Here is a 19,782-nt window from a genome sequence, read left to right as displayed (position 1 = left end):
ATTCCATTTTATTACTCAAACTCAATCGTAGCCGGCGGTTTCCCCGTACAATCATAAAGCACCCTATTCACATGCTTCACCTCATTCACGATCCTGCTGGTCACTTTCCCCAGCACTTCCCAAGGCAGTTCTGCCGACTCCGCCGTCATGAAGTCTGATGTAGTAACCGCACGCAATGCCACAGCATAGTCATACGTTCTCTCATCCCCCATAACTCCAACAGATCTCATATTCGTAAGTGCTGCAAAGTACTGCCCGATCTGTTTATCAACACCGGCTTTTGCAATTTCCTCACGATATATAAAGTCTGCTTCTTGCAGTATCTCAATCTTTTCAGCCGTTACTTCTCCAATGATACGGATAGCAAGTCCCGGACCCGGGAATGGCTGTCTGAATACGAGATATTCCGGGATGCCCAGCTCTAAGCCGGCCTTACGTACTTCATCTTTAAATAAGAGGCGCAGAGGCTCAATAATTTCTTTGAAATCAACATAGTCGGGGAGTCCTCCCACATTGTGGTGGGATTTGATCACTGCTGATTTTCCTAAGCCGCTTTCGATTACGTCCGGATAAATTGTTCCCTGTACCAGGTAATCAACCTTTCCGATTTTCTGAGCTTCTTCTTCGAATACACGGATGAATTCTTCACCAATGATTTTTCTCTTTTCTTCCGGTTCTTCTGCACCTGCCAGTTTTTCATAGAATCTGTCCTGTACGTTTACGCGGATGAAGTTGAGATCATAATGGCCTTCCGGACCGAATACGGCTTCTACTTCATCTCCTTCGTCTTTACGGAGAAGACCGTGATCTACGAATACGCAGGTCAGCTGTTTTCCTACGGCCTTTGCAAGCATTACAGCTGCCACAGAGGAATCCACTCCGCCGGAAAGGGCACAAAGCACTTTTCCATCGCCGACTTTTTCGCGGATCTGCTGGATGGATGTCTCTACAAAGGAATCCATTTTCCAGTCACCTGCACAACCGCAGACATTATATACGAAGTTTGACAGCATTTTTGTTCCCTGCTGTGTGTGTACTACTTCCGGGTGGAACTGTACCGCATAGAGGTTCTTTTCTGGCATTTCCATTGCAGCTACCGGGCAAACTGGCGTATGGGCTTTGATGCTGAAGCCTTCCGGTGCATTTTCAATATAGTCTGTGTGGCTCATCCAGCAGATTGTCTTGCCGTCTATGCCCTCAAATAATTTGGAATTGGTATCTACATCTACTTCCGTTTTTCCATATTCACTTACAGGAGCAGTTGTGACTTTTCCTCCCAGTAAATGTGCCATCAATTGTGATCCGTAGCAGATACCCAGGATTGGGATGCCCAGCTCAAATATTTCTTTTGTGCAGGTTGGTGAATCTTCTCCATAGACACTGTTTGGTCCGCCGGTGAAAATAATTCCTTTTGGATTCATTTCTTTTATGGTTTCAAGATCCATGTCATAAGGATGCACCTCACAGTAAACATTGCATTCTCGTACACGTCTTGCTATTAACTGATTATATTGTCCGCCAAAATCCAGTACTATAACCATTTCTCTTTTCACGGTTTGTCCTCCTACGTTTTCTTTCATTCCTTAGTCTTTATGATGCATTCTCTCCATTATAATGGAAGAAATACAGTTTTACAAGTAATTTACTTTATTTTTTTCATCCTATTTTTAAATAAAATACCAAATTTTTATATAAATGATAAAATTTAACCAATACAAGGGGCTGTTGGATCATTTAATTCTGCCCACTGCACACACTCATTTATATCTTCTGATACTGCCACTTTCCTCTGGCATAACGGATCATGAAGCAGATTCCACGGAACAGCCAGTCTATGGTCATGGCTACCCATACGCCAAATACACCCCAGCCCAGGTATTTTCCCAGCACATAACTGAAAGCAATGCGGAAAATCCACATGGATAATATGGATATTATCATGGTCAGCCTCACATCATTTGAAGCCCGCAGAGTATTGGGCAATGAAAATGACATGGGCCAGATCGTACAGCAGCAAATGGCATGGTAGGTTAATATCTGTGTTGTCATCTGCGCGGTTACATCAGAAAGATTATAGACTTTCATGATCAAAGGCAGCAACAGGAATATAATAACGTTCATGCCCCACATGGCAACATAGACGATCTTCATCAGCTTTTTGGTATAATGTTTTGCCTGGTCGTAATCCCCTGCGCCCACACACTGGGATACAACTGTCAGGATCGCAAATCCGATTGCCATCCCCGGTAAAATCTGGAACATTGCTATGGTATTGGACACGGCATTTGCTGCGATAGATGCTGTGCCAAAACCGGCTACCAGACTGAGTACCAGGATTTTACCCAGCTGGAACATACTGTTTTCCAGACCGTTTGGTATTCCGATATGTAAAATTTTACGTACCATATGTCTGTCGAATTTGATAGAAAATGGCCGTGGAAGATGGATTTCCTGATTGGCTCTTGCAAGCAGCAGTATCATGATGACTGCTGCTACGATTCTGGAAATCAGCGTGGGTATAGCCGCTCCTGCAACTCCCATCTTCAAACCGAAGATCAAGATAGCATTTCCTGTTATATTTATGGCATTCATAAGCAGTGATGTTTTCATGGAAACTTTGGAATTGCCCATTGCACGAAATAGCGCAGCGCCGCTGTTATACAGGGCAATAAACGGGATGGATGCCGTTACAATTACTAGATATGTCTCTGCATGTCCCATGACATCTGCTTCTATCTGCCCAAATACACCGTGCAGGATCAATCCCTGCCCCAGATAGACCACCGCAGTAATAATAATAGAAAGTACAGTAGTAAACAGGACCAGCTGCTCTGCGGCCTTACAAGAGCGCTCTGCACGCTTCTGGCCTATATACTGCCCCGCTACGACTGCACCTCCGGTCGCCAAGGCCGCAAAAATATTGATCAGCAGGACCATTACGGTATCTACCAGCGATACACCCGATACTGCTGACTCTCCTACGCTGGCGATCATTACCGAATCCGCCATTCCTACGGTTACCGACAACAGCTGTTCAATAATCAAAGGTACAATTAATTGCTTCAGCTGTTTATTTGTGAACATCATTGTTCTCTCCCCCAATTCTTCTCTTCCTGTACATTTACTTGCTGATTTGCAGTTTAGCAGCGTAATCTTCTTCTGCTATCTAATATATTCCTTTATCTGTTTCCACTCTTGCAGCAGCCGTTCCATATTGAATGCAGCATTTGCCGGACTGCTGCTTGGAAGACGAGTAATTTCACGCTTTGTCTCTGGAAAAGAATACTTTTGATAAAGCTCATATGCTTTTCCACCGTTGGCGTATATTTTTCCGATATCAGCCTGTCCCAGAATCAATGGAAGATCTGCCGGAATGACATTTTTAATGGAACTGTCACTGGAACCAATGATATCACAGCTTGCTATTACATCCCAGATCGCAATGTGGTTATTCAACAGAAGGGTCTTCTTTTCCTCAATTGTCACAGGAACTTCGCCTTCAGTCAGCGCAGCTATGATTTTCCAGAACCGATTCTGTTTGTGCCCATAATAAAATTGATTTTCTCTGGATTTTACGGAAGGAAATGTTCCAAGTATCAGTATTTTAGAATCTTTGTCAAATACCGGATCAAAGGTATGGGACAAATGGGTATACTGTTGATTATCTTTTAATTTCATATCTTACTCCTGTCTGAACGAAAGCCCGGCTTAAGTGCCTGGCTTTTACAAGAAACTATAATATTATATCCCCTATACATATGGAATTCAATAGAGATATTATATGAAATTTACAGCATTTTGACGTTTATCTGATATTATTTGCCGGATCTTAGAAAAAAACGGGGAACATCCATTTTCGTGTCCCCGCTTTTCATAACTCCCTCTGTGAATCCCTGACTATTGGTTTGTCTGATGAAGATATTTTTCCCGTGTAGCAAGCCCACCTCTTATATGACGCTCGGACTTGTTGACATCCAATACCTTCCTGGCACATTTCGCCAGAGTTGGATTAATCTGAAGCAGTCTTTCGGTGACATCCTTATGTACCGTACTTTTGCTTATCCCAAATTTCTTCGCTGTTTGTCTTACTGTGGCATTTTGTTCTATGATATAATTCGCAATGTCTATTGCCCTTTCCTCAATATAACCTTTCAAGGAAATCCCCCTGCAATCACTGTGTTTTTAACATTGTATGCAGGGGGGTGTGGGATTAGAATATAGTATATGCCAAATTCTATTTCAGCTGTCCTCTTCCGGCTCCCATCAGCAATTTCTCCTCATTTCCTAATTTTACAGTACAAAAATCATTGTACCGCCCGCCTCCATCATAGTGCTTTACTTTCACCAGCTGAACCGTTTTTCCATCCAAAATCAGGCGTTCCTCAATTAATTTTTGAGAAAATAAGCGTTTCTGAACCTGTCTTTGTATAAAAAAGCCTTCTTCATCTAATATTACTTCAAACCGCTCCCGCAGAAGCTTTTCTGGTGCTTTCTGTTCCGTTGTATACCCTCCGTCCCGCACCAGAGCACAGAGATTAAGCTTACCTTCAGAGTAATATAAATAGCTGCTTTCTGAGACCAGGCATCCAAAATAAAAACCATCCAGACTATCTAAATCCCCGTCTATTATTCTATTTAGACCCGTTTTTCTCTTTTCTTCTTTTTCCTCTTTACCTTTTTGTAAAAAATCATTATACACTCCGACATATGTGGACCAATCCTTAGATATTTTTTCTGAAATCAAATCCGGCGCCAGTTTGATTGCTTTTTTTGCACATTCCTGAGCTTCCAGAACGTCCTCCGAAAGCAGCACACCGATCATATATTCATTTAAATTATTAGTAACATGTAAAACATATTCCCAAAGAATCTCATAGTCAGTCGGATATTTTTTAATTAGCTTTTTAAACCTTTTATCACATTCCTCATATTCACCAACTGTTTGCAATTGTTTTATATTTTGCAGTTCCCGTTGCTTTTCCGAAATCTCTGGAGATTCACCAAGCATAAATGCCGCTTTGCAGTAGTCACAGACAGCTATTTTTGTTGTCAAATCAACCTTTAATTTCCCATTACAATTCTGACATACAAGTTCTTCCATCACAATACCTCCCCATGCACACATATTTATACAAGCGTTTACCAGATCAGCGTTCATTCGTCCTGTCATCCCATCAACCAGTATTTTTACTCCAATCCCATATGGCTTCGAAACATCCCTTTCTCTCATTATAACTTTCTTTTATCCCATAAGCAATATCATCCCTTTGCATATTTCAGCATATTAGAAAAATTATGTTACTGCTCACAGGCATGCTGTAAACAGTGTTGCCGACCGTTCATTTTAACCATTTTGACCGCATAATCCGCCCTGGTAATCTCCCTTCTGATATGCTAAAATAAAGTAACTTTAAATGAGGCACATTATGCAAAATGGGTAACTATTTTATATATGGCAAAAGGGGGCGAAAAATGAAACAACAATTAAATGAAAAGATTCGTGTGGAAATCAATGATATGAAGCAAGGTATGTTTTTGCAAAGCGAGGACACTGATAATCCGGTATTATTATTCCTTCATGGGGGTCCCGAATCACCGGAGATTGCATTTACCCAGAAACATCCAACCGGACTGGAAAAAATATTTACGGTATGCTGGTGGGAACAAAGAGGCAGCGGAATTTCTTACAATCGCAGTATTCCAAAAGAAATGATGACAATCGATCAGATGATTTCTGACACTGTAGCGGTAGTCAACTATCTGCGCAGACGTTTTAGGAAAAATAAAATATACATAATGGGGCATTCCTGGGGAACTGTCCTGGGGATCCTTACGGTGCAGCAGGCACCGGAGCTTTTTCATGCCTATATCGGCATAGGGCAGGTTGCCCGACAGGCAGAGTCAGAAAGGCTTGCATATACCTTTATGGTCAAAAAATTCCAAAGCGCCGGCAAGAAAAAAATGGTCCGTAAATTTAAAAAGTTTCCCATCGATAAAGGCGCCGAAATCGATATAAAATACCTCTCTCTACGTAGTGACGGCATGCAAAAACTTGGTATTGGCACCATGCACCGCAGCAACTCTATGATGGATTGCGTAAAAATGGTACTTGGTTATAAAGGTTATACATGGAGTGAAAAAATGAAGTACCCATTGGGCAACAGTTTTTCTCTGAACTGCCTCTGGGATTTTGTACTGCAAAGTGATTTTTGTAAAAAAGTTCCCCGGCTGGAAATACCGGTATACGTACTCCATGGAAAGTTCGATTACCAGGTTTCTTACGTGTTAGCGAAACAATTCGTTCAGAACATAGACGCTCCGGTAAAAGGTTTCTATACCTTTGAACGTTCCGCTCATAGCCCATGTTTTGAGGAGCCTAAAAAGATGTGTCATATTTTACTTAAAGATGTGCTGCACGGAAAAGCCGATTTGGCTGATAACTAAATATTTAACTTTTCTATGAAAATGCTGCATCTAAAAATAGGTACAGCATTTTTCATTGGCTCTTCAGCATTCTGCATACATACCTGCATACTGTTTATACATCTGCAAAATATCTTTTTAGGGAATGTAGTCTTTCTAAAATTACCGCTTTCAATGATGCCGTTTGTATGAATATTATGGATTCCCCATAAGCAATAAAGTAATCTGCAATAAATTTCTCTTCGCCCTTGTTATAAAAACCTTGAATGAAATATCGGCCATTTTCTATGCAAAGTTTCATGGAAGGATAGTGTTCTTTATAATATATGTCTGCTCCTCTTTCGGATATTTCCACCTTAAAATCTACTGCATCCTGCATTTTATACAATTTGTCGGCTGATTTCTCAAATACTTCAAGTGGTTTGGATTTGTAATGACTGCATTCCCTAACATCCATAATCTTGTCACAGCGAAACACTTTCGGGCTGTCTGTCTCAAAGTCATAGCCTGTTGCATACCATTGTCCATATGCAGAGGAAATATTAAAAAATTGAATGGAATAATTTATTTTATGACCATTTTTTCGATAGGTTATTATGCAGACTTTTTCCTCTATGGCTGATTGTAAAATTGCACTTAGAAATTCGCAATGATTTCTATGTTGTATCCCAGCCAGACTAAATACTCTTTCAACTCTGCGAAGCATATCAATTTTTTCCGGGGATAAACAAAGTTCAAATTTCTTTTTTAGTTTTTCAGCACACAAATGAAAGGGGGTGCTTTCATAATCCCGCAATGTAAGCATTGAAAAATATAATGCATATACTTCATCCATGTTAAATACAATAGGCGACAACAGTCGATTGCGTAATATACCATAATAACCGTTTCTGCCGCTTTGTGAATATATTGGCATGCCGATACGTTCTAAAGCCTCCACGTCTCTCAGCGCTGTGCTTTTTGAAATACTATACTTTTCCATCAAATCTTTCAGATTGAAAATATTTTTATCATTTAGAAATAACATCATATCATTTATTCTTTCAGACTTATTCATTTTCCACCACCTAATATAAAATTCCCTTAAAATTCCCTCAAAAGGTATCATCTGTTGAAACCTTTTTATATTATACTTCAATTATCCAATACAAAAAAGAAGGAAGAGTGTAAAACATGAAAAGAATTTTCTTAGCCGCTTCATTTAAAGATGTATGCCCCCTATTCGCTGACTTTGAGAGAGACATAAAGGGGAAAATTGTGACTTTTATTCCTACGGCCAGTATGGTTGAAAACGTTGTTTTCTATGTGGAAGCCGGGAAGAAAGCACTTGAAAAGTTAGGTGCTATTGTAGACGAACTGGAACTATCCACAGCAACGGCTGAAGAAATACGCACGAAACTGAAAAACAATGATATCATCTATGTAACTGGGGGAAACACGTTTTTTCTATTGAAAGAGTTAAAAAGAACCGGAGCAGATAAAATTATTATAGAAGAGGTAAATGCGGGTAAATTATACATTGGAGAGTCTGCCGGAGCTATGGTTACTGCTGCTAATATTGAATATGCCAAAGGAATGGACAATCCCAAAAAGGCTCCCAGTCTGCTTAATTTTGATGCTTTAAATTTGGTGGATTTCTATACAGTGCCCCATTATACCAATTTTCCATTTAAGAAAGCAGCACAGAAAATTGTGAGTCAATACTCATCTGAATTAAAATTACTTCCTATCAGCAACTATGAGGCACTTATAATGGATGGTGATGAGATTCGGCACTGCACCGATAATCCAATGGTGACATATAGCAAAACCGTTTAAAAACTGTTGCAAAATACTGGCTGGAAGAGAACCCATACTCGTATGCAATCTCGGTAACCGTCCTGTCACTGCTCCATAGTTCATTTTTTGCTGATTCTATTTTCCGGCGCAATATATATTCCCTGGGCGGGATCCCTGTTGCTTTCACAAAATTAAAATGGAAGCGCGAAACAGACAGCGCCATCTGTTTCGCCAGCTCTTCTATTTTTATATCATCTTTGATATGATTTTCTATATATTGTAAAACTTCTTTCATCTGCTTTTCTTCTTTTTTATCCTTTTTCTCTTTTTTATCCTTCCTCTCTTTTTTCTCCTCTGACTCCTCCTTCTTATCATCTATATTATCTTCTATATTATCATCTATATTATCTTCTATATTATCTTCTATTTGTTCCTGCATATTTTCCATAATATTTTCTTCATATTTTGCCGGGCAGGCAGTCATTAACAGCATCAGAGATGACAGCGCGTTTCGAATTCTTGTACGATAAAATTTATCCGGACTCAGCATGATTTCCATAATCTCTTTGCACAGCCCGATCATTTGGTCATTTCCCTGATAAATCCTTCCGGTTTCTATTTCAAAATGTGAGATAAAACCCTGTGCTTCAGATTTATCACAAATAACCCCTGATTGTATTACATTTTTCAAGTCGATAATTAAATAATACAAAGATGCTTTATCTTCCGGATTCCCTCCGGTACTATGCCATTCTCCCGGCCTGGCAACAAAAATATCCCCGCTGTTAACCTTATAGGATTTTTCCTCCACACTGTAAATTTGACAGCCTTTTATCAAAAATACAAATTCTGTCATATCTTCATGGGTGTGTACTGTCAGCGGTCTGTGGGCTTTAGTATAATTTACTTTCCCCAACCGGAACAGCATACGTTCATCCTGGTAATACTCCACGATCTTTTTATCTTTTTTCACCGTTGTTATCCTCCATAAGACTTCCAGCCGAAATCTATGTTTCATTTTCAACTGCAATACAAACTCAAAAGCCAAACTGTCAATTTTGATTTACAATAATCTTAACAAAATTCAGCAAGAAAGGAAACACATTATGACACCAAAAGAAAATATGTTAAAAGCCATCCGGTTTGAATCGCCCGATTATATCCCCATGACATTTAAAATCAATGACTCCTGCTGGCATTCCTACCCTCAGGATTTTCTATTTGAACAAATGGAGCGTCATCCGCTGTTATTTCCGGATTTTCATAGACCGGCTATCCCCTATATACCAAAATACGCCGCAGTCGCAAAGAAAGATGTCCCCTTTAAGGATGATTGGGGTTGCATCTGGCATACAAGTATGGATGGCATTACTGGAACGGTAACGGAACATGCTCTGTCATCCTGGGACTCATTTGAAAGCTATAAAGGTCCTGACCCGGCATGCTGCATGGGTATCGGACCTGTGGACTGGACTGAGGAAGCAAAACGCATCAGAGACCTGCAAAATCGGGGAAAACTTGCAAAAGCCGGACTCAGACACGGACATACCTTCCTCCAGCTGTGTGATATCAGAGGATATGAAAATCTCATATTTGATATGGCTGACGAAGAACCAAACCTGACACAGCTTATAGACATGATTGAATCCTTTAACCTGCACATTATACATAAATATCTGGATATGGATGTGGATATCATTACCTATCCGGAAGATCTGGGCATGCAGACAGGTCCTATGCTGTCTCCCCACCATTTCCGGAAATTCATCAGCCCAAGCTATAAACGCCTGATGAAACCTGCCTTAGACAAAGGCACCATCGTGCATATGCATTCTGACGGTGATATACGATTGCTGCTTGATGAGCTTTTGGTAAGTGGTGTCGGCATCATCAACCTCCAGGATCTCGTAAATGGAATCGACTGGATTAAGGATCGTTTGGCGGGGCGTGTCTGCCTGGAACTTGACATCGACCGTCAGACTATCACCTCCCAGGGATCACCCGACCAGATCCATCGCCTCATAAAGGAAGAAGTTCGTAAGCTGGCATCTCCCAAAGGTGGACTAATGATGATTTATGGACTATATCCGGGGATTCCGTTAGAAAATATCGTGGCTGTTATGGATGCTATGGAGGAATACGCTGTATATTATTCATAACTAATATTTGAAATCTGCCATTAGATCTGGGATTAGATGTGTTACTAGATATACTAATACATTCAGTGCTACATCTGCTAATACATTCAATACTATATCCACTAATAAATCTATCAGCATATGCACTTCGGGCAGATTCAGTGTCCGATGGTGCATATGATTTATATATTCAAATTTCATCTGCTAAAGGGTGATAGAGCGAAGGTTTTATAGGGTTCTATTAGGTGATTTATATTTGGGTTTAGCTGAGGAAGGACGCTTTGTAGATGGACGTAGTGTACGGAAAGATGGGGGTGGGAAACTGATATGGACTCCGTCAGCTTGCCGCAGAACTGGTATTTTCTAACCTTTCCGAAGCACTTTTTGGCGGATAGTATTCGACTGGCTCCCATCGGATACTAAGCGGGCACTGAGCTGCGAAATGCATCAGGATTTCGGAGCGAATGCCCGCGGGCCGCCAAAAAGTGCTCCGGGAAGGTTAGAAAATGCCAGTTCTGCGGTAAGCCTTCCAAATCAATGTCCTGGTCCGCCCCCTTCTCTATCCGTACACTACCTCCATCTACAAAGCGTAATTTAATCAGCCAAACCCAAATATAATTCATTTAATAGAACATTACAAAACGCTCGCTGTAATACCAGATAATTGCTCCAATCTACACTAAATATTTTTCCTGATTTTTAAATATCTCAGCCATAATCTGAATATTTTCAACTGGTACATCCCCCGGAACTGCGTGTGTGGGTGCCAGAATATATCCACCGTTTCCTTTCATAATGCCTGCCGTTCTGATAATAACGTCCTTTACCTCTTGCGGTTCAGCAAAAGGCAATAAGGTCTGGGTACTGATACCACCCCAAAAGGTAAGTCTGCCTCCTGTTTTCTTCTTTATTTTTGCCATATCATAGATTTCAGCCTGAAAGGTCTGATAGACATCCAGACCAATCTCTATAAGATCTTCAAAGACAGCTTCAATGTCCCCGCAAGAATGCTGGATAACATATTTTCCAGCGCTTTTGATCTGGTGATACATCCTTTTCATTTGGGGCTGAATGAATTCCCTCCATTTCTCTGGTCCCATGATCATTCCTCTCTGCTGCCCCCAATCATCTCCAAGGCATATGCCGTCAATATCATACTCTAATGCAATCTGTATTAAACGACAGTTATAATCGCAGATCTTTCCTAGCAGTTCATGTACAAAATCCGGTTCCTCGATCATGAAAACCAGTAAATTCTCCATTCCACACAGTGTCCACGCTCGCTCGAACATGGAGAAACTGATAGAAGCTGTTTTAAAAGACGTTTTCCCATTTTCTGCAAGCTGTTTTAGCTTTTCACGTACCTGTTCTTCCTTAATTTCCGGAAAAGTATAATACTTTAAATCCTCCGGTTCACAAAGAATACAGGAATCAATCACTCCAATATCCTTATCCGCACCGTTTCGGTTCCAGCACACACCAAAATCGTCCATATAATATCCCGGCATGTTTTCGGCTTCTGTATATCCGCCATCTATACCCATCATATCAATATCATTATCCAGCGAATCCTGATAATTGCTTATTCCGGTAAATTGACGCATCTTTTCCAGTTCTTCCGATCCCAGCTCAAGATAATGGGGTATTCTATCTGTATCCAAATGTTTTATGCAGTTTATTACCCGCTCTCTGCCTGTCATAGTATTTCCTTTCCGAATCCTGTTCTTCATATGCATCTAGTACACATATCCCATCTGTTCCTAACTTCCCTCAGCTTCATTCTTCCCCATCCTACATCTCAACAACCGTTCCCGTTACCCTTGCTTTTTCTGCTGCAAAAGCAATTCTGTGACCCTGAAGCGCAGACAACGCACTCTTATCCCCTGCCCCATCTACATTTTCTCTGATCAGCTTCAGGAATTCTTTCATTATTCCATAGTCTCCGCCGCCATGTCCTTCCTTTATGGCATCAATCAGAATGGTCTCTTTCTTTCCCTTCTTAAAATCGATCAGTTCAATCTCATCCTCTTCCAGTCTGCCGTTTATTTCCCCTTTGCTTCCCATGAGCTTAATTACTCTGCTGCAATCCCAGGAAAATGCACTCATGGTAAAGGAAGCTGTAACTTTATTGGTAAATTCCAGATTGACCACCTGATGGTCAACCACATCGTTATCGCAGTCATAGACGCATCTGCCATATGGACCAGTCCGAAGCGCTTCCAGGATAGCTTCCTCACTGGTATCCTGGCTGACGACTTTTTTAATTACATCTGCCTGCCAGTTATCCTTCCAGTCTATATATATTCCCGGGGCATAATAGGCACACTCATCTGCTGCCGGACATCCATCCGTACATCGTTTAGCAGCTCCCGCCGGTGCCTTTTCCTTTTTGAAATGCCCCAAAGAACCAAAGGAAGATACTCTGCTGCAGTCAGAATCTGCCAGCCACAAAAGGATATCCATATCATGGCAGCATTTTGCCAGGATCATAGGGCTGGAGGTCTTGCTGTTTCTCCAGTTTCCGCGGACAAAACTATGTGCCTGGTGCCAATATCCTACATTTTCAATCAACTGAATATTCTGCAGTTCACCTATTTTATTTTCATCTAACAATTTTTTTAACGTCTTGAAAAATGGGGTATAGCGAAGCACATGGCATACTAAGAATACATTCGGATATGCCGACAACGCTTTTTCAATTGTATTGCATTCATCCGGCTGATTGGAAACAGGCTTTTCCAATAAAATGTGATATCCTTTTTCCATTGCCTTTAATGTTGGTAAAAAGTGGTCCTGATCCTGTGTGCAGATCAGGACAGCATCTGCCATTTTATCCTGCTCTAAAAAAGTCTCCCAATCTTCATAACAGTTCTCTTTTGGAATCTGAAACTCCTTTTGAAAAGCTTGTCTCCGCCTGGCATCGGGTTCCGCCACTGCAATAAACTCCAGTTCTTCCGGATGCCTGTATGCATAGGAAGCATAAGCCTGTGCTCCCCGTTGTCCCGCACCGATCAGTGCCGCCTTTATCTTTTTCATCCGTTCTGTCCTCCTGTTGTTGAATAACGTTCTGCAACTTCAATCATCACTTCATAATTTTTATATGCATTTTCGGAAAGTACCCTTCCCAGCGGGCATGCAGAAGGCATCAGCACAAAACCTCTTCCTTCACCTGACATCCCCTGGCGCACAGCCTCTTCCACTTTAATTTTAAATGCCTCCTGCCCCATCTGTTCGATATCGCTGATTTCAAGTCCTCCAAACAACACCATCTGCTGGCCATATTTTTTGCGAACCTCGGATAATTCCACATCACCCTGGGGAACAGGTTCGATGGGATCCAGCCCGGAACACCCGGTCTCTGCAGTATATTTAAGAATATCTTTCTGCCTTCCATGCTGGTGGATTCTGGCAAAACCTCCATGCCTCTGTATTGCTAAAACCAGCTCCCTGTCATAATCCGTCACGTATTCTTTGTACAAATATGGAGGCAAATATGGCGGTGCAGCATATTCCGGACCATATATCCTCCAAAGGCGCCCCGGCAGGTCTTCTGCGATCCGCGCCGTTTTCTTCAGTAATATTTCCTGCGCCTTTTGCAGCGCTTTATGAAAGAGTTCCTGCTCGGTCATCGCTATGATCATGTACTCTTCCATATCCATCAGGGACGCTATCTCACACAGGGCATCCCCCGTTTCTATCATTACAATGCCAGTGTCTCCGATTTCTCTTTCCACTGATAGCAGCTGTCTGTAATCCGGTTCTCCAATTTCTTCCGCAGGCAGGGAAATCCAGGCTTCCAGGTCCGTTTCATCCTTAATAAAATGCTCCAAGATCCACACAGTGTTCACATCCATATCTCTTCTGGTATGCTGGCGCAGTATACGCTCCCCCGCCTTTATTTCCGTAATCTCATGCTTTCTTCCCTGATCATCAAAATAGGAGGTCACTACCGTCTGTTTTTCCACTTGTGTGGCTGGATGTACAAATGGTATATAACACATAATAATACGGTCTGTTTTTTCCCTTGCCAGTTTCAGCAGAGGCTTCCAGGATGGGTGGTTATATATATTAAACAGATCCGGGTCATTCTCATCCTCCGAATACCCATTGATCTCGTAAAAGCATACCGGCGGCCTGTCCACAGGCTCCCCCCGCAGAACAGCCATCAATCGTTCTTTTCTCGTCATAAGCTTCTCCTTTTACTTCAGTGCCGACGTTGCCGTCAGAGCATCTTCGATCTTTTCTCCACATACGATATTCAGCAGAACGGCTGGCGCACTGATCATTACCATCGTTGCACCCAGCAGCCCCCAATCCGTGCCTCTTAATGAGGTAAAATAATTCAATGAAATGGGAAGGGACCTCATATTCTGTGAATCGATCAGCAGATATGCCAGTGAAAATTCATTCCAGGAATAATTCATGAATACCACAATCACTACGGTAGTTACTGCCGGCGCCACCATTGGCACCATAATCCTGAAAAATGTCCGGAACACACCACAGCCGTCAATATAAGCTGCTTCCTCCAGTTCAAATGGCAGGGACCTGAAATAGCCGGTAAATATAATTACTGATATGGGCAGCGCACTGGCGGTATAGAGCATGATCATACCCTGGTAAGTATTTCGTACTCCCAGATCTCCCATCAGACTGAATAAAGAGAGCACGATTACAAATACCGGGACAATCATCCCCACCTGCAGCAGGTTTACCATAAACCTGCTGAGCTTAAATCTCATTCTGGCAACCGCATAGGCAAACATGATCGCACAAAATATCGTAAGTAAAATCGTCCCCGCAGTATATACCACGCTGTTCAGGAAAAATCTTGGAAAATCAAATGTGGTAAATGCATCCGCATAATTGCTGAACATCCACTCTGCAGGCAATCCAAATGGATTCATCATTACATCTTCCTTTGTCTTCAGAGAAGTCAGTACCATCCACAATAAGGGATATAGAAACAGGAAACTGATCAGCACCATGCTTAGCCAAAGGATAATCTTTCTGCCTTTTTTCTTCATAATTATACCTCCTGGATATCGCAGGTCCCGCCTGCGATATCCATTAATAAGTAGTCTGAAAGGAACTTTCAAACTTATACCCCTGCAATACCGCAGATAGGTCTGCGGTATTGCACCAATAGAAAGTTTGAAATGCTTTTTGTTTCAAACTTATACCCCTGTATACCGCTGACAAGTCTGCGGTATGCATTAATAAGTAGTTTGAAACGCTTTTGTTTCAAACTTGCTCCTTCCTTTTGCTGGTGAACTATACCAGTTCAATCCGCTCTCTTGCCACAAAATGATTAATCACCATAAACACGCCGATGCCGATCACTGCAAAAATAACTGCAATCGCATTTGCCTCTCCAAACTGCTGGCTTTGATACGCCTTGTAATAGAGCTGATAGACAATTGTTCTGGTAAGGTCTCCCGGCCCTCCGTTTGTCATAACCTGCACATGTGCAAACATACCAAGCGTTCCTGCTGTAGATATAATCAATACAAATTTAATAATTTCCTGAAGCAGGGGAATCGTGATATATCTGCACTGCTGGAAGAAATTAGCCCCCTCTACCTTCGCCGCCTCCATATAGGTCTCCGGTATAGAACGAATCCCGGAATACAGAAGAACCATATTGTAACCAATATACTGCCAGACGAATACAAAAGCCACACACCAGATCGCCGTCTGTTCATCTATCAGCCAGGTATGTATCAGTTCGCTTAACCCTAATTTAGTCAATACCGTATCGATAATTCCCCAGTTGGGCTGCAATACCATTTTCCACATCAGACAGATAACTGTAATATTCAACACTGTTGGCATAAAATAGGTGATTTTAACATACCGTCTCATTTTTACAGAGCAGAGATTGATAAGCAGCGCCAGCAGTAATGATACAGGGCCGGCAACCAGCGTCTGCAGCAATACAATTTTCAGGGTATTGGAAACAGAATGCCAAAATACAGGATCTGTCAGAACCGCGCTGTAATTCCCGATTCCCACAAACTTCCCTATCTTAAATCCATCGTATTCAAAAAAGCTTGTATAAATAGTCGGAAGCATGGGGTATAAAATAAATACACTAAATATGATGGTGGCTGGTGCCAGGAACACCAGAATGATCCATTTTTTGCTTAAATATCTGTCCATGGCATTCTCCTTTTTGTATGAAATTACTTCTCAGAATCTTTCTGCAATTTATCCATTGTGGTGCAAAACTCATCTGCTGTTAACTGCTTGGTGAGAAGTTTTCCAATGTTCACTTCTAATTCTGCTTTGACTGAATCCTTCAAAAAGTTAGACGCATAATTAGGAATTACATCCATTCCTTCCTGGTTAAACAGGTCATAATAGTCCTTGGTAATGGGTGAAAGCTTAGGTTCCGTTCCAACATCCATTCCCACTGCATTGCCCATTTCTTCCGAAAAGAACTTTGCATCCTGCTCTACCATCCATTCTGCCAGTTTCACAGATTCCTCGATGTTTTCACTGTTCTTAGATACCATATAACCGCCATATGCCTGTCCCCATCCATTGAGGAATCCCGGTGTTTTATTGAAAGTCGGCAATGAAAAGTAATCCAGATTTTCCATTTTGTCAATTGATCCATATACCCACAACGGCGCATAGATCATTGGAGACTTACCGGAAGTAAACAGTGCCACATGTTCATCATAAGTAGTGGTGGCCGCATCTTTTGCAAATGCACCCGCATTAATCATCTGTTCATATTTGTTCATTGCATTTCTAAACGGTTCCGAATCAAATCCCATATCCCCGGCTATAATCTTCTTCATATTTTCAGGATCATCCATCGTAATCAGCTCCTGGGGGAGAAATGCGTAAGCAGTAAAGCTGCCAAGCATGGAAATCGGAACATAATCTTTTGCCGCAAACTGGGTACAGGCATCCAATAACTCTTCAAAATTAGTCGGTACTTTAATATTTTCCTTTTCAAATATTTCTTTGTTATAAATCATTGCCGCTGTATAATAGGCATCCATACCTGCACTGATTGCGTAGATATTGCCGTCACTGTAAGGAACTAATGCCGATTTAGTTTTATACCGGTCAATAAATCCGTCTTTTTCAATGTAAGGCGTCAGATTTACCGCATTATCGCTTTCCAGAATTATATTCCATCCGAAAAATACATCGGGCAGCTCTCCGGACGCATTATAGATACGAAGTTTTTCCTGATATCCTTTTCCCGGAAGTTCAAATTCAACGTCCAGATTAGGCAGGTCATTTTTAACATTTGGGGCATAACATTCGTTGTATAACCTGACCCTGGCTTCATCCTCAGACATTAAAAACGCCTTTAATTTTACCGGTTCTCCAGACGCTGTCTCTGCCGCCCCCTGCGTATCTTTAGCATCTGTTTCTCCGGCTGTTTCGTTTGATGCAGCTTCTTTCGATTCTCCTTTACCGGAAGCCGTATCCTCTGCTGTGGTTTCACTCTTTGCAGGACTCTTTGCCGTTTCTCCTTTTCCTGTGGAACATCCCATACACATTAAGGATGTAATTACTACTGCCGCCGCCGCTTGCATCCATCTCTTTCTCATATCTTTTCCTCCTTCAGATATTAATTGTAAGTTCAGTATATCTGACTTAACAGATCTCCGTAAGACAATATTGTTTGTTCATTGGTAATATTGTTTGTTTTCATTTATAGAAAAAGAGGCTGTCCCTAGTACAGCATTGCGCAATTAACAGTGAATTAAGCAATGCTGTACTAACCCATTCAGGAATTCATTCAACAGATCCTGTTGGAATTCTACGGGTTTTGGAAAGCCTCTTTTCCTTTATTTCCTATTCAATTTTATCCATGTACTTTGACGGTGATACTCCGGTATATTTCTTAAAGCATTTTCCAAAATAGCCCAGATCCCCATAGCCTACCTGTTCCGCCAATAGTGTCATATTCCGGCATCCCTGGTCAATTAATGTTTTTGCCCGTTCAATCCGAAGCGATGTGATATATTGATTCAGGGTAATTCCTGTCTGCTTTTTGAAACTATGGCATAAATAATGGTAATTAACGTAAAAATATCCTGCAATATCATTTATTTTAAACTCCGCTTCACAGAAATGCTCTGTAATATATGCCTTAATTTCCTCAATCTGCTTCATCCCTCTGGTATTTTTGTGCTCGCCAATATAGCACAATGCCTTGTCAAATAAATCCAATATCCGGCTCTGTGCCTGGCTAATCGTTTGAATCTCATCCAGTATTTCCATAGGCGACTGCATTTGCGTAAATATATCCGTAAACACAACCGACACCTCCTCCAGATATTCCATACAGGTAAAAATAAATTCCATGCAATGGCACTGCAGCATATCATAACTGATGCGAAGTTCCTGCGCTTCACTGAAAATCTTCTTAACAATACACTGGACGGATTCCCGGTCTCCCTGCCTCATCCCCATAATTAATTCATTCCTGATTCCTGAATGAATCAGGGTATTCTGGCTGATAAAAGATTTCGTCTTTTCATAGTCAACCACACTGTTTCCACCACTGTTATACTTATTCTTCAGGGAAAATAATGCCTGTTGATAGGACGTTGTTATTCCTCCCGGATCAGAAGCTGAATTTCCAATTCCAATGGTAACGGTAAATGGCAGATGCCTGGAGATAAACTCTGCAATCTGAAGCACATATTTCCTAATTTCAGCTTTGCTATTGTCCCTGGATACCTCCCCGCACAACAGGCAGACAATGCTATCCCGCTCATCCACACAAAAATAGGGCTGCATGTCGGCGGGAATCAGCTCCTGGGCAATGTTGCGCACCGCATACTTCCACAATTCCTTATCCGCCACATCCCACTGACGGGATTTAAAATCATCGATTTCCATGACCAGCACGACAAAAAAGTGATAATCCAGATTCATCCCTTCCAGTCCCGGTGACATTTTCCCATGTGTACCCCCTGCAGATATGACTCCCCGTATTAAATCATTTAATATCTTTTCCTCCAGCAAAGGCTGATTTCTTCTTACCTGTTTTTCCAGACTGGACAGTTTCACCTGGTAACTGCGCAAGGCTTCCACCTCTTTGGAAATCTCCCGGATCGCATGGCACAGTTCCTCTTCGTTCAGCGGCTTTAACAAATAACTTTTCACACCGTATTTCATTGCCTTTTGCGCATATTGGAATTCGCTGTGACCGCTTAAAATAATAATTCTGGTTTCCAGCTTCCTTTCGTAGATCAGCTTACTGAATTCAATGCCGTCAATAATCGGCATATTAATATCCAGAATTACCATATCCGGCTCTTCTCTTTCCACTAAAAGCAGGCCCTCTTCCCCATCAGAAGCTTCCCCTGCAATATGACAACCCATTCCCTCCCAGTCGATACATGATTTCAAATACTGCCTAAAGTAAAATTCATCATCTACAATTACAACCTTTGTCATAGTT

At 41.5% G+C, this 19,782-nt stretch carries 18 protein-coding genes; 3 read left to right on the top strand and 15 right to left on the bottom strand.

Annotated elements, in window-relative coordinates:
• Nucleotides 1–11: 11 nt before the first annotated feature.
• The 5 genes from guaA to CD03_RS0107755 all read right to left on the bottom strand — a co-directional run bounded on the left by guaA (nt 12) and on the right by CD03_RS0107755 (nt 5,230).
• The gene (guaA, locus tag CD03_RS0107775) at nt 12–1,553 is read right to left on the bottom strand and encodes a glutamine-hydrolyzing GMP synthase (RefSeq protein WP_027293164.1); all 1,542 of its coding nucleotides are present in this window, start codon (nt 1,551–1,553) and stop codon (nt 12–14) included.
• A 208-nt stretch (nt 1,554–1,761) separates the two neighbouring features.
• On the bottom strand, nt 1,762–3,087 hold the full coding sequence (locus CD03_RS0107770) for an MATE family efflux transporter (RefSeq protein ID WP_044289234.1): 1,326 nt from the start codon (nt 3,085–3,087) through the stop codon (nt 1,762–1,764).
• Nucleotides 3,088–3,162: 75 nt separating this feature from the next.
• Nucleotides 3,163–3,678, bottom strand: a complete 516-nt coding sequence (locus CD03_RS0107765; RefSeq protein ID WP_027293162.1) for a DNA-deoxyinosine glycosylase — start codon at nt 3,676–3,678, stop codon at nt 3,163–3,165.
• Between the two features lie 219 nt (nt 3,679–3,897).
• Entirely contained in the window at nt 3,898–4,155 is a 258-nt protein-coding gene (gene spoIIID / locus CD03_RS0107760; RefSeq protein ID WP_027293161.1) for a sporulation transcriptional regulator SpoIIID, read from the bottom strand.
• 79 nt (nt 4,156–4,234) lie between these two features.
• Nucleotides 4,235–5,230 (bottom strand): hypothetical protein, encoded by a 996-nt coding sequence (locus CD03_RS0107755; RefSeq protein ID WP_027293160.1) that lies wholly within the window; start codon nt 5,228–5,230, stop codon nt 4,235–4,237.
• A gap of 242 nt (nt 5,231–5,472) precedes the next feature.
• Here CD03_RS0107755 and CD03_RS0107750 point away from each other — a divergent pair, with 242 nt between their 5' ends.
• Entirely contained in the window at nt 5,473–6,444 is a 972-nt protein-coding gene (locus CD03_RS0107750) for an alpha/beta fold hydrolase (RefSeq protein ID WP_027293159.1), read from the top strand.
• 94 nt (nt 6,445–6,538) lie between these two features.
• Here CD03_RS0107750 and CD03_RS0107740 read toward each other — a convergent pair whose 3' ends face one another.
• A complete protein-coding gene (locus CD03_RS0107740; RefSeq protein WP_027293158.1) occupies nt 6,539–7,480 on the bottom strand; it encodes a helix-turn-helix transcriptional regulator in 942 nt (313 codons plus the stop codon).
• Between the two features lie 116 nt (nt 7,481–7,596).
• On the opposite strand from CD03_RS0107740, the gene CD03_RS32815 reads away from it, so the two are divergent.
• Nucleotides 7,597–8,241: a peptidase E gene (locus CD03_RS32815; protein ID WP_044289232.1), complete on the top strand. Its 645-nt coding sequence runs from the start codon at nt 7,597–7,599 to the stop codon at nt 8,239–8,241.
• On the opposite strand, the gene CD03_RS35890 is transcribed toward CD03_RS32815, so the two are convergent.
• A complete protein-coding gene (locus tag CD03_RS35890; protein WP_027293157.1) occupies nt 8,171–9,175 on the bottom strand; it encodes an AraC family transcriptional regulator in 1,005 nt (334 codons plus the stop codon). The genes CD03_RS32815 and CD03_RS35890 overlap by 71 nt on opposite strands.
• A gap of 133 nt (nt 9,176–9,308) precedes the next feature.
• Here CD03_RS35890 and CD03_RS0107725 point away from each other — a divergent pair, with 133 nt between their 5' ends.
• Nucleotides 9,309–10,361: a uroporphyrinogen decarboxylase family protein gene (locus CD03_RS0107725; protein WP_027293156.1), complete on the top strand. Its 1,053-nt coding sequence runs from the start codon at nt 9,309–9,311 to the stop codon at nt 10,359–10,361.
• A gap of 653 nt (nt 10,362–11,014) precedes the next feature.
• Here the strand turns inward: CD03_RS0107725 and CD03_RS0107715 are convergent.
• The 8 genes from CD03_RS0107715 to CD03_RS0107685 form a co-directional block, all read right to left on the bottom strand.
• On the bottom strand, nt 11,015–12,070 hold the full coding sequence (locus CD03_RS0107715; protein WP_197041644.1) for a uroporphyrinogen decarboxylase family protein: 1,056 nt from the start codon (nt 12,068–12,070) through the stop codon (nt 11,015–11,017).
• 61 nt (nt 12,071–12,131) lie between these two features.
• Nucleotides 12,132–13,376: a Gfo/Idh/MocA family protein gene (locus CD03_RS0107710; protein ID WP_027293154.1), complete on the bottom strand. Its 1,245-nt coding sequence runs from the start codon at nt 13,374–13,376 to the stop codon at nt 12,132–12,134.
• On the bottom strand, nt 13,373–14,527 hold the full coding sequence (locus CD03_RS0107705) for a uroporphyrinogen decarboxylase family protein (protein ID WP_027293153.1): 1,155 nt from the start codon (nt 14,525–14,527) through the stop codon (nt 13,373–13,375). The genes CD03_RS0107710 and CD03_RS0107705 overlap by 4 nt, the downstream gene beginning before the upstream one ends.
• Nucleotides 14,528–14,539: 12 nt before the next feature.
• Entirely contained in the window at nt 14,540–15,367 is an 828-nt protein-coding gene (locus CD03_RS0107700) for a carbohydrate ABC transporter permease (RefSeq protein ID WP_027293152.1), read from the bottom strand.
• Nucleotides 15,368–15,441: 74 nt separating this feature from the next.
• Nucleotides 15,442–15,588 carry a hypothetical protein gene (locus CD03_RS38220; RefSeq protein ID WP_197041643.1) on the bottom strand — a complete coding sequence of 49 codons (147 nt, stop codon included), beginning with the start codon at nt 15,586–15,588 and terminating at the stop codon, nt 15,442–15,444.
• Between the two features lie 26 nt (nt 15,589–15,614).
• A complete protein-coding gene (locus tag CD03_RS0107695) occupies nt 15,615–16,502 on the bottom strand; it encodes a carbohydrate ABC transporter permease (protein ID WP_027293151.1) in 888 nt (295 codons plus the stop codon).
• A 23-nt stretch (nt 16,503–16,525) separates the two neighbouring features.
• The gene (locus tag CD03_RS0107690) at nt 16,526–17,917 is read right to left on the bottom strand and encodes an ABC transporter substrate-binding protein (RefSeq protein ID WP_027293150.1); all 1,392 of its coding nucleotides are present in this window, start codon (nt 17,915–17,917) and stop codon (nt 16,526–16,528) included.
• 247 nt (nt 17,918–18,164) lie between these two features.
• Nucleotides 18,165–19,778, bottom strand: coding sequence for a response regulator (locus CD03_RS0107685; protein ID WP_027293149.1), 1,614 nt, complete (start codon nt 19,776–19,778; stop codon nt 18,165–18,167).
• Nucleotides 19,779–19,782: the final 4 nt, after the last annotated feature.

Source organism: Robinsoniella sp. KNHs210 (genome assembly GCF_000686105.1).
Lineage (GTDB): Bacteria > Bacillota > Clostridia > Lachnospirales > Lachnospiraceae > Robinsoniella > Robinsoniella peoriensis.
The sequence above is the reverse complement of the archived record's forward strand: the minus strand, read 5'-3'. Positions and strand labels throughout refer to the sequence as shown.

Bases quoted from the DNA above. Each gene is read 5' to 3' on its own strand.
- CD03_RS0107770 (WP_044289234.1), bottom strand. From the start codon at position 3,087: ATGATGTTCACAAATAAACAGCTGAAGCAATTAATTGTACCTTTGATT.
- CD03_RS0107765 (WP_027293162.1), bottom strand. From the start codon at position 3,678: ATGAAATTAAAAGATAATCAACAGTATACCCATTTGTCCCATACCTTT.
- CD03_RS0107755 (WP_027293160.1), bottom strand. From the start codon at position 5,230: ATGAGAGAAAGGGATGTTTCGAAGCCATATGGGATTGGAGTAAAAATA.
- CD03_RS0107750 (WP_027293159.1), top strand. From the start codon at position 5,473: ATGAAACAACAATTAAATGAAAAGATTCGTGTGGAAATCAATGATATG.
- CD03_RS0107740 (WP_027293158.1), bottom strand. From the start codon at position 7,480: ATGAATAAGTCTGAAAGAATAAATGATATGATGTTATTTCTAAATGAT.
- CD03_RS32815 (WP_044289232.1), top strand. From the start codon at position 7,597: ATGAAAAGAATTTTCTTAGCCGCTTCATTTAAAGATGTATGCCCCCTA.
- CD03_RS0107725 (WP_027293156.1), top strand. From the start codon at position 9,309: ATGACACCAAAAGAAAATATGTTAAAAGCCATCCGGTTTGAATCGCCC.
- CD03_RS0107715 (WP_197041644.1), bottom strand. From the start codon at position 12,070: ATGAAGAACAGGATTCGGAAAGGAAATACTATGACAGGCAGAGAGCGG.
- CD03_RS0107710 (WP_027293154.1), bottom strand. From the start codon at position 13,376: ATGAAAAAGATAAAGGCGGCACTGATCGGTGCGGGACAACGGGGAGCA.
- CD03_RS0107705 (WP_027293153.1), bottom strand. From the start codon at position 14,527: ATGACGAGAAAAGAACGATTGATGGCTGTTCTGCGGGGGGAGCCTGTG.
- CD03_RS0107700 (WP_027293152.1), bottom strand. From the start codon at position 15,367: ATGAAGAAAAAAGGCAGAAAGATTATCCTTTGGCTAAGCATGGTGCTG.
- CD03_RS0107695 (WP_027293151.1), bottom strand. From the start codon at position 16,502: ATGGACAGATATTTAAGCAAAAAATGGATCATTCTGGTGTTCCTGGCA.
- CD03_RS0107690 (WP_027293150.1), bottom strand. From the start codon at position 17,917: ATGAGAAAGAGATGGATGCAAGCGGCGGCGGCAGTAGTAATTACATCC.
- CD03_RS0107685 (WP_027293149.1), bottom strand. From the start codon at position 19,778: ATGACAAAGGTTGTAATTGTAGATGATGAATTTTACTTTAGGCAGTAT.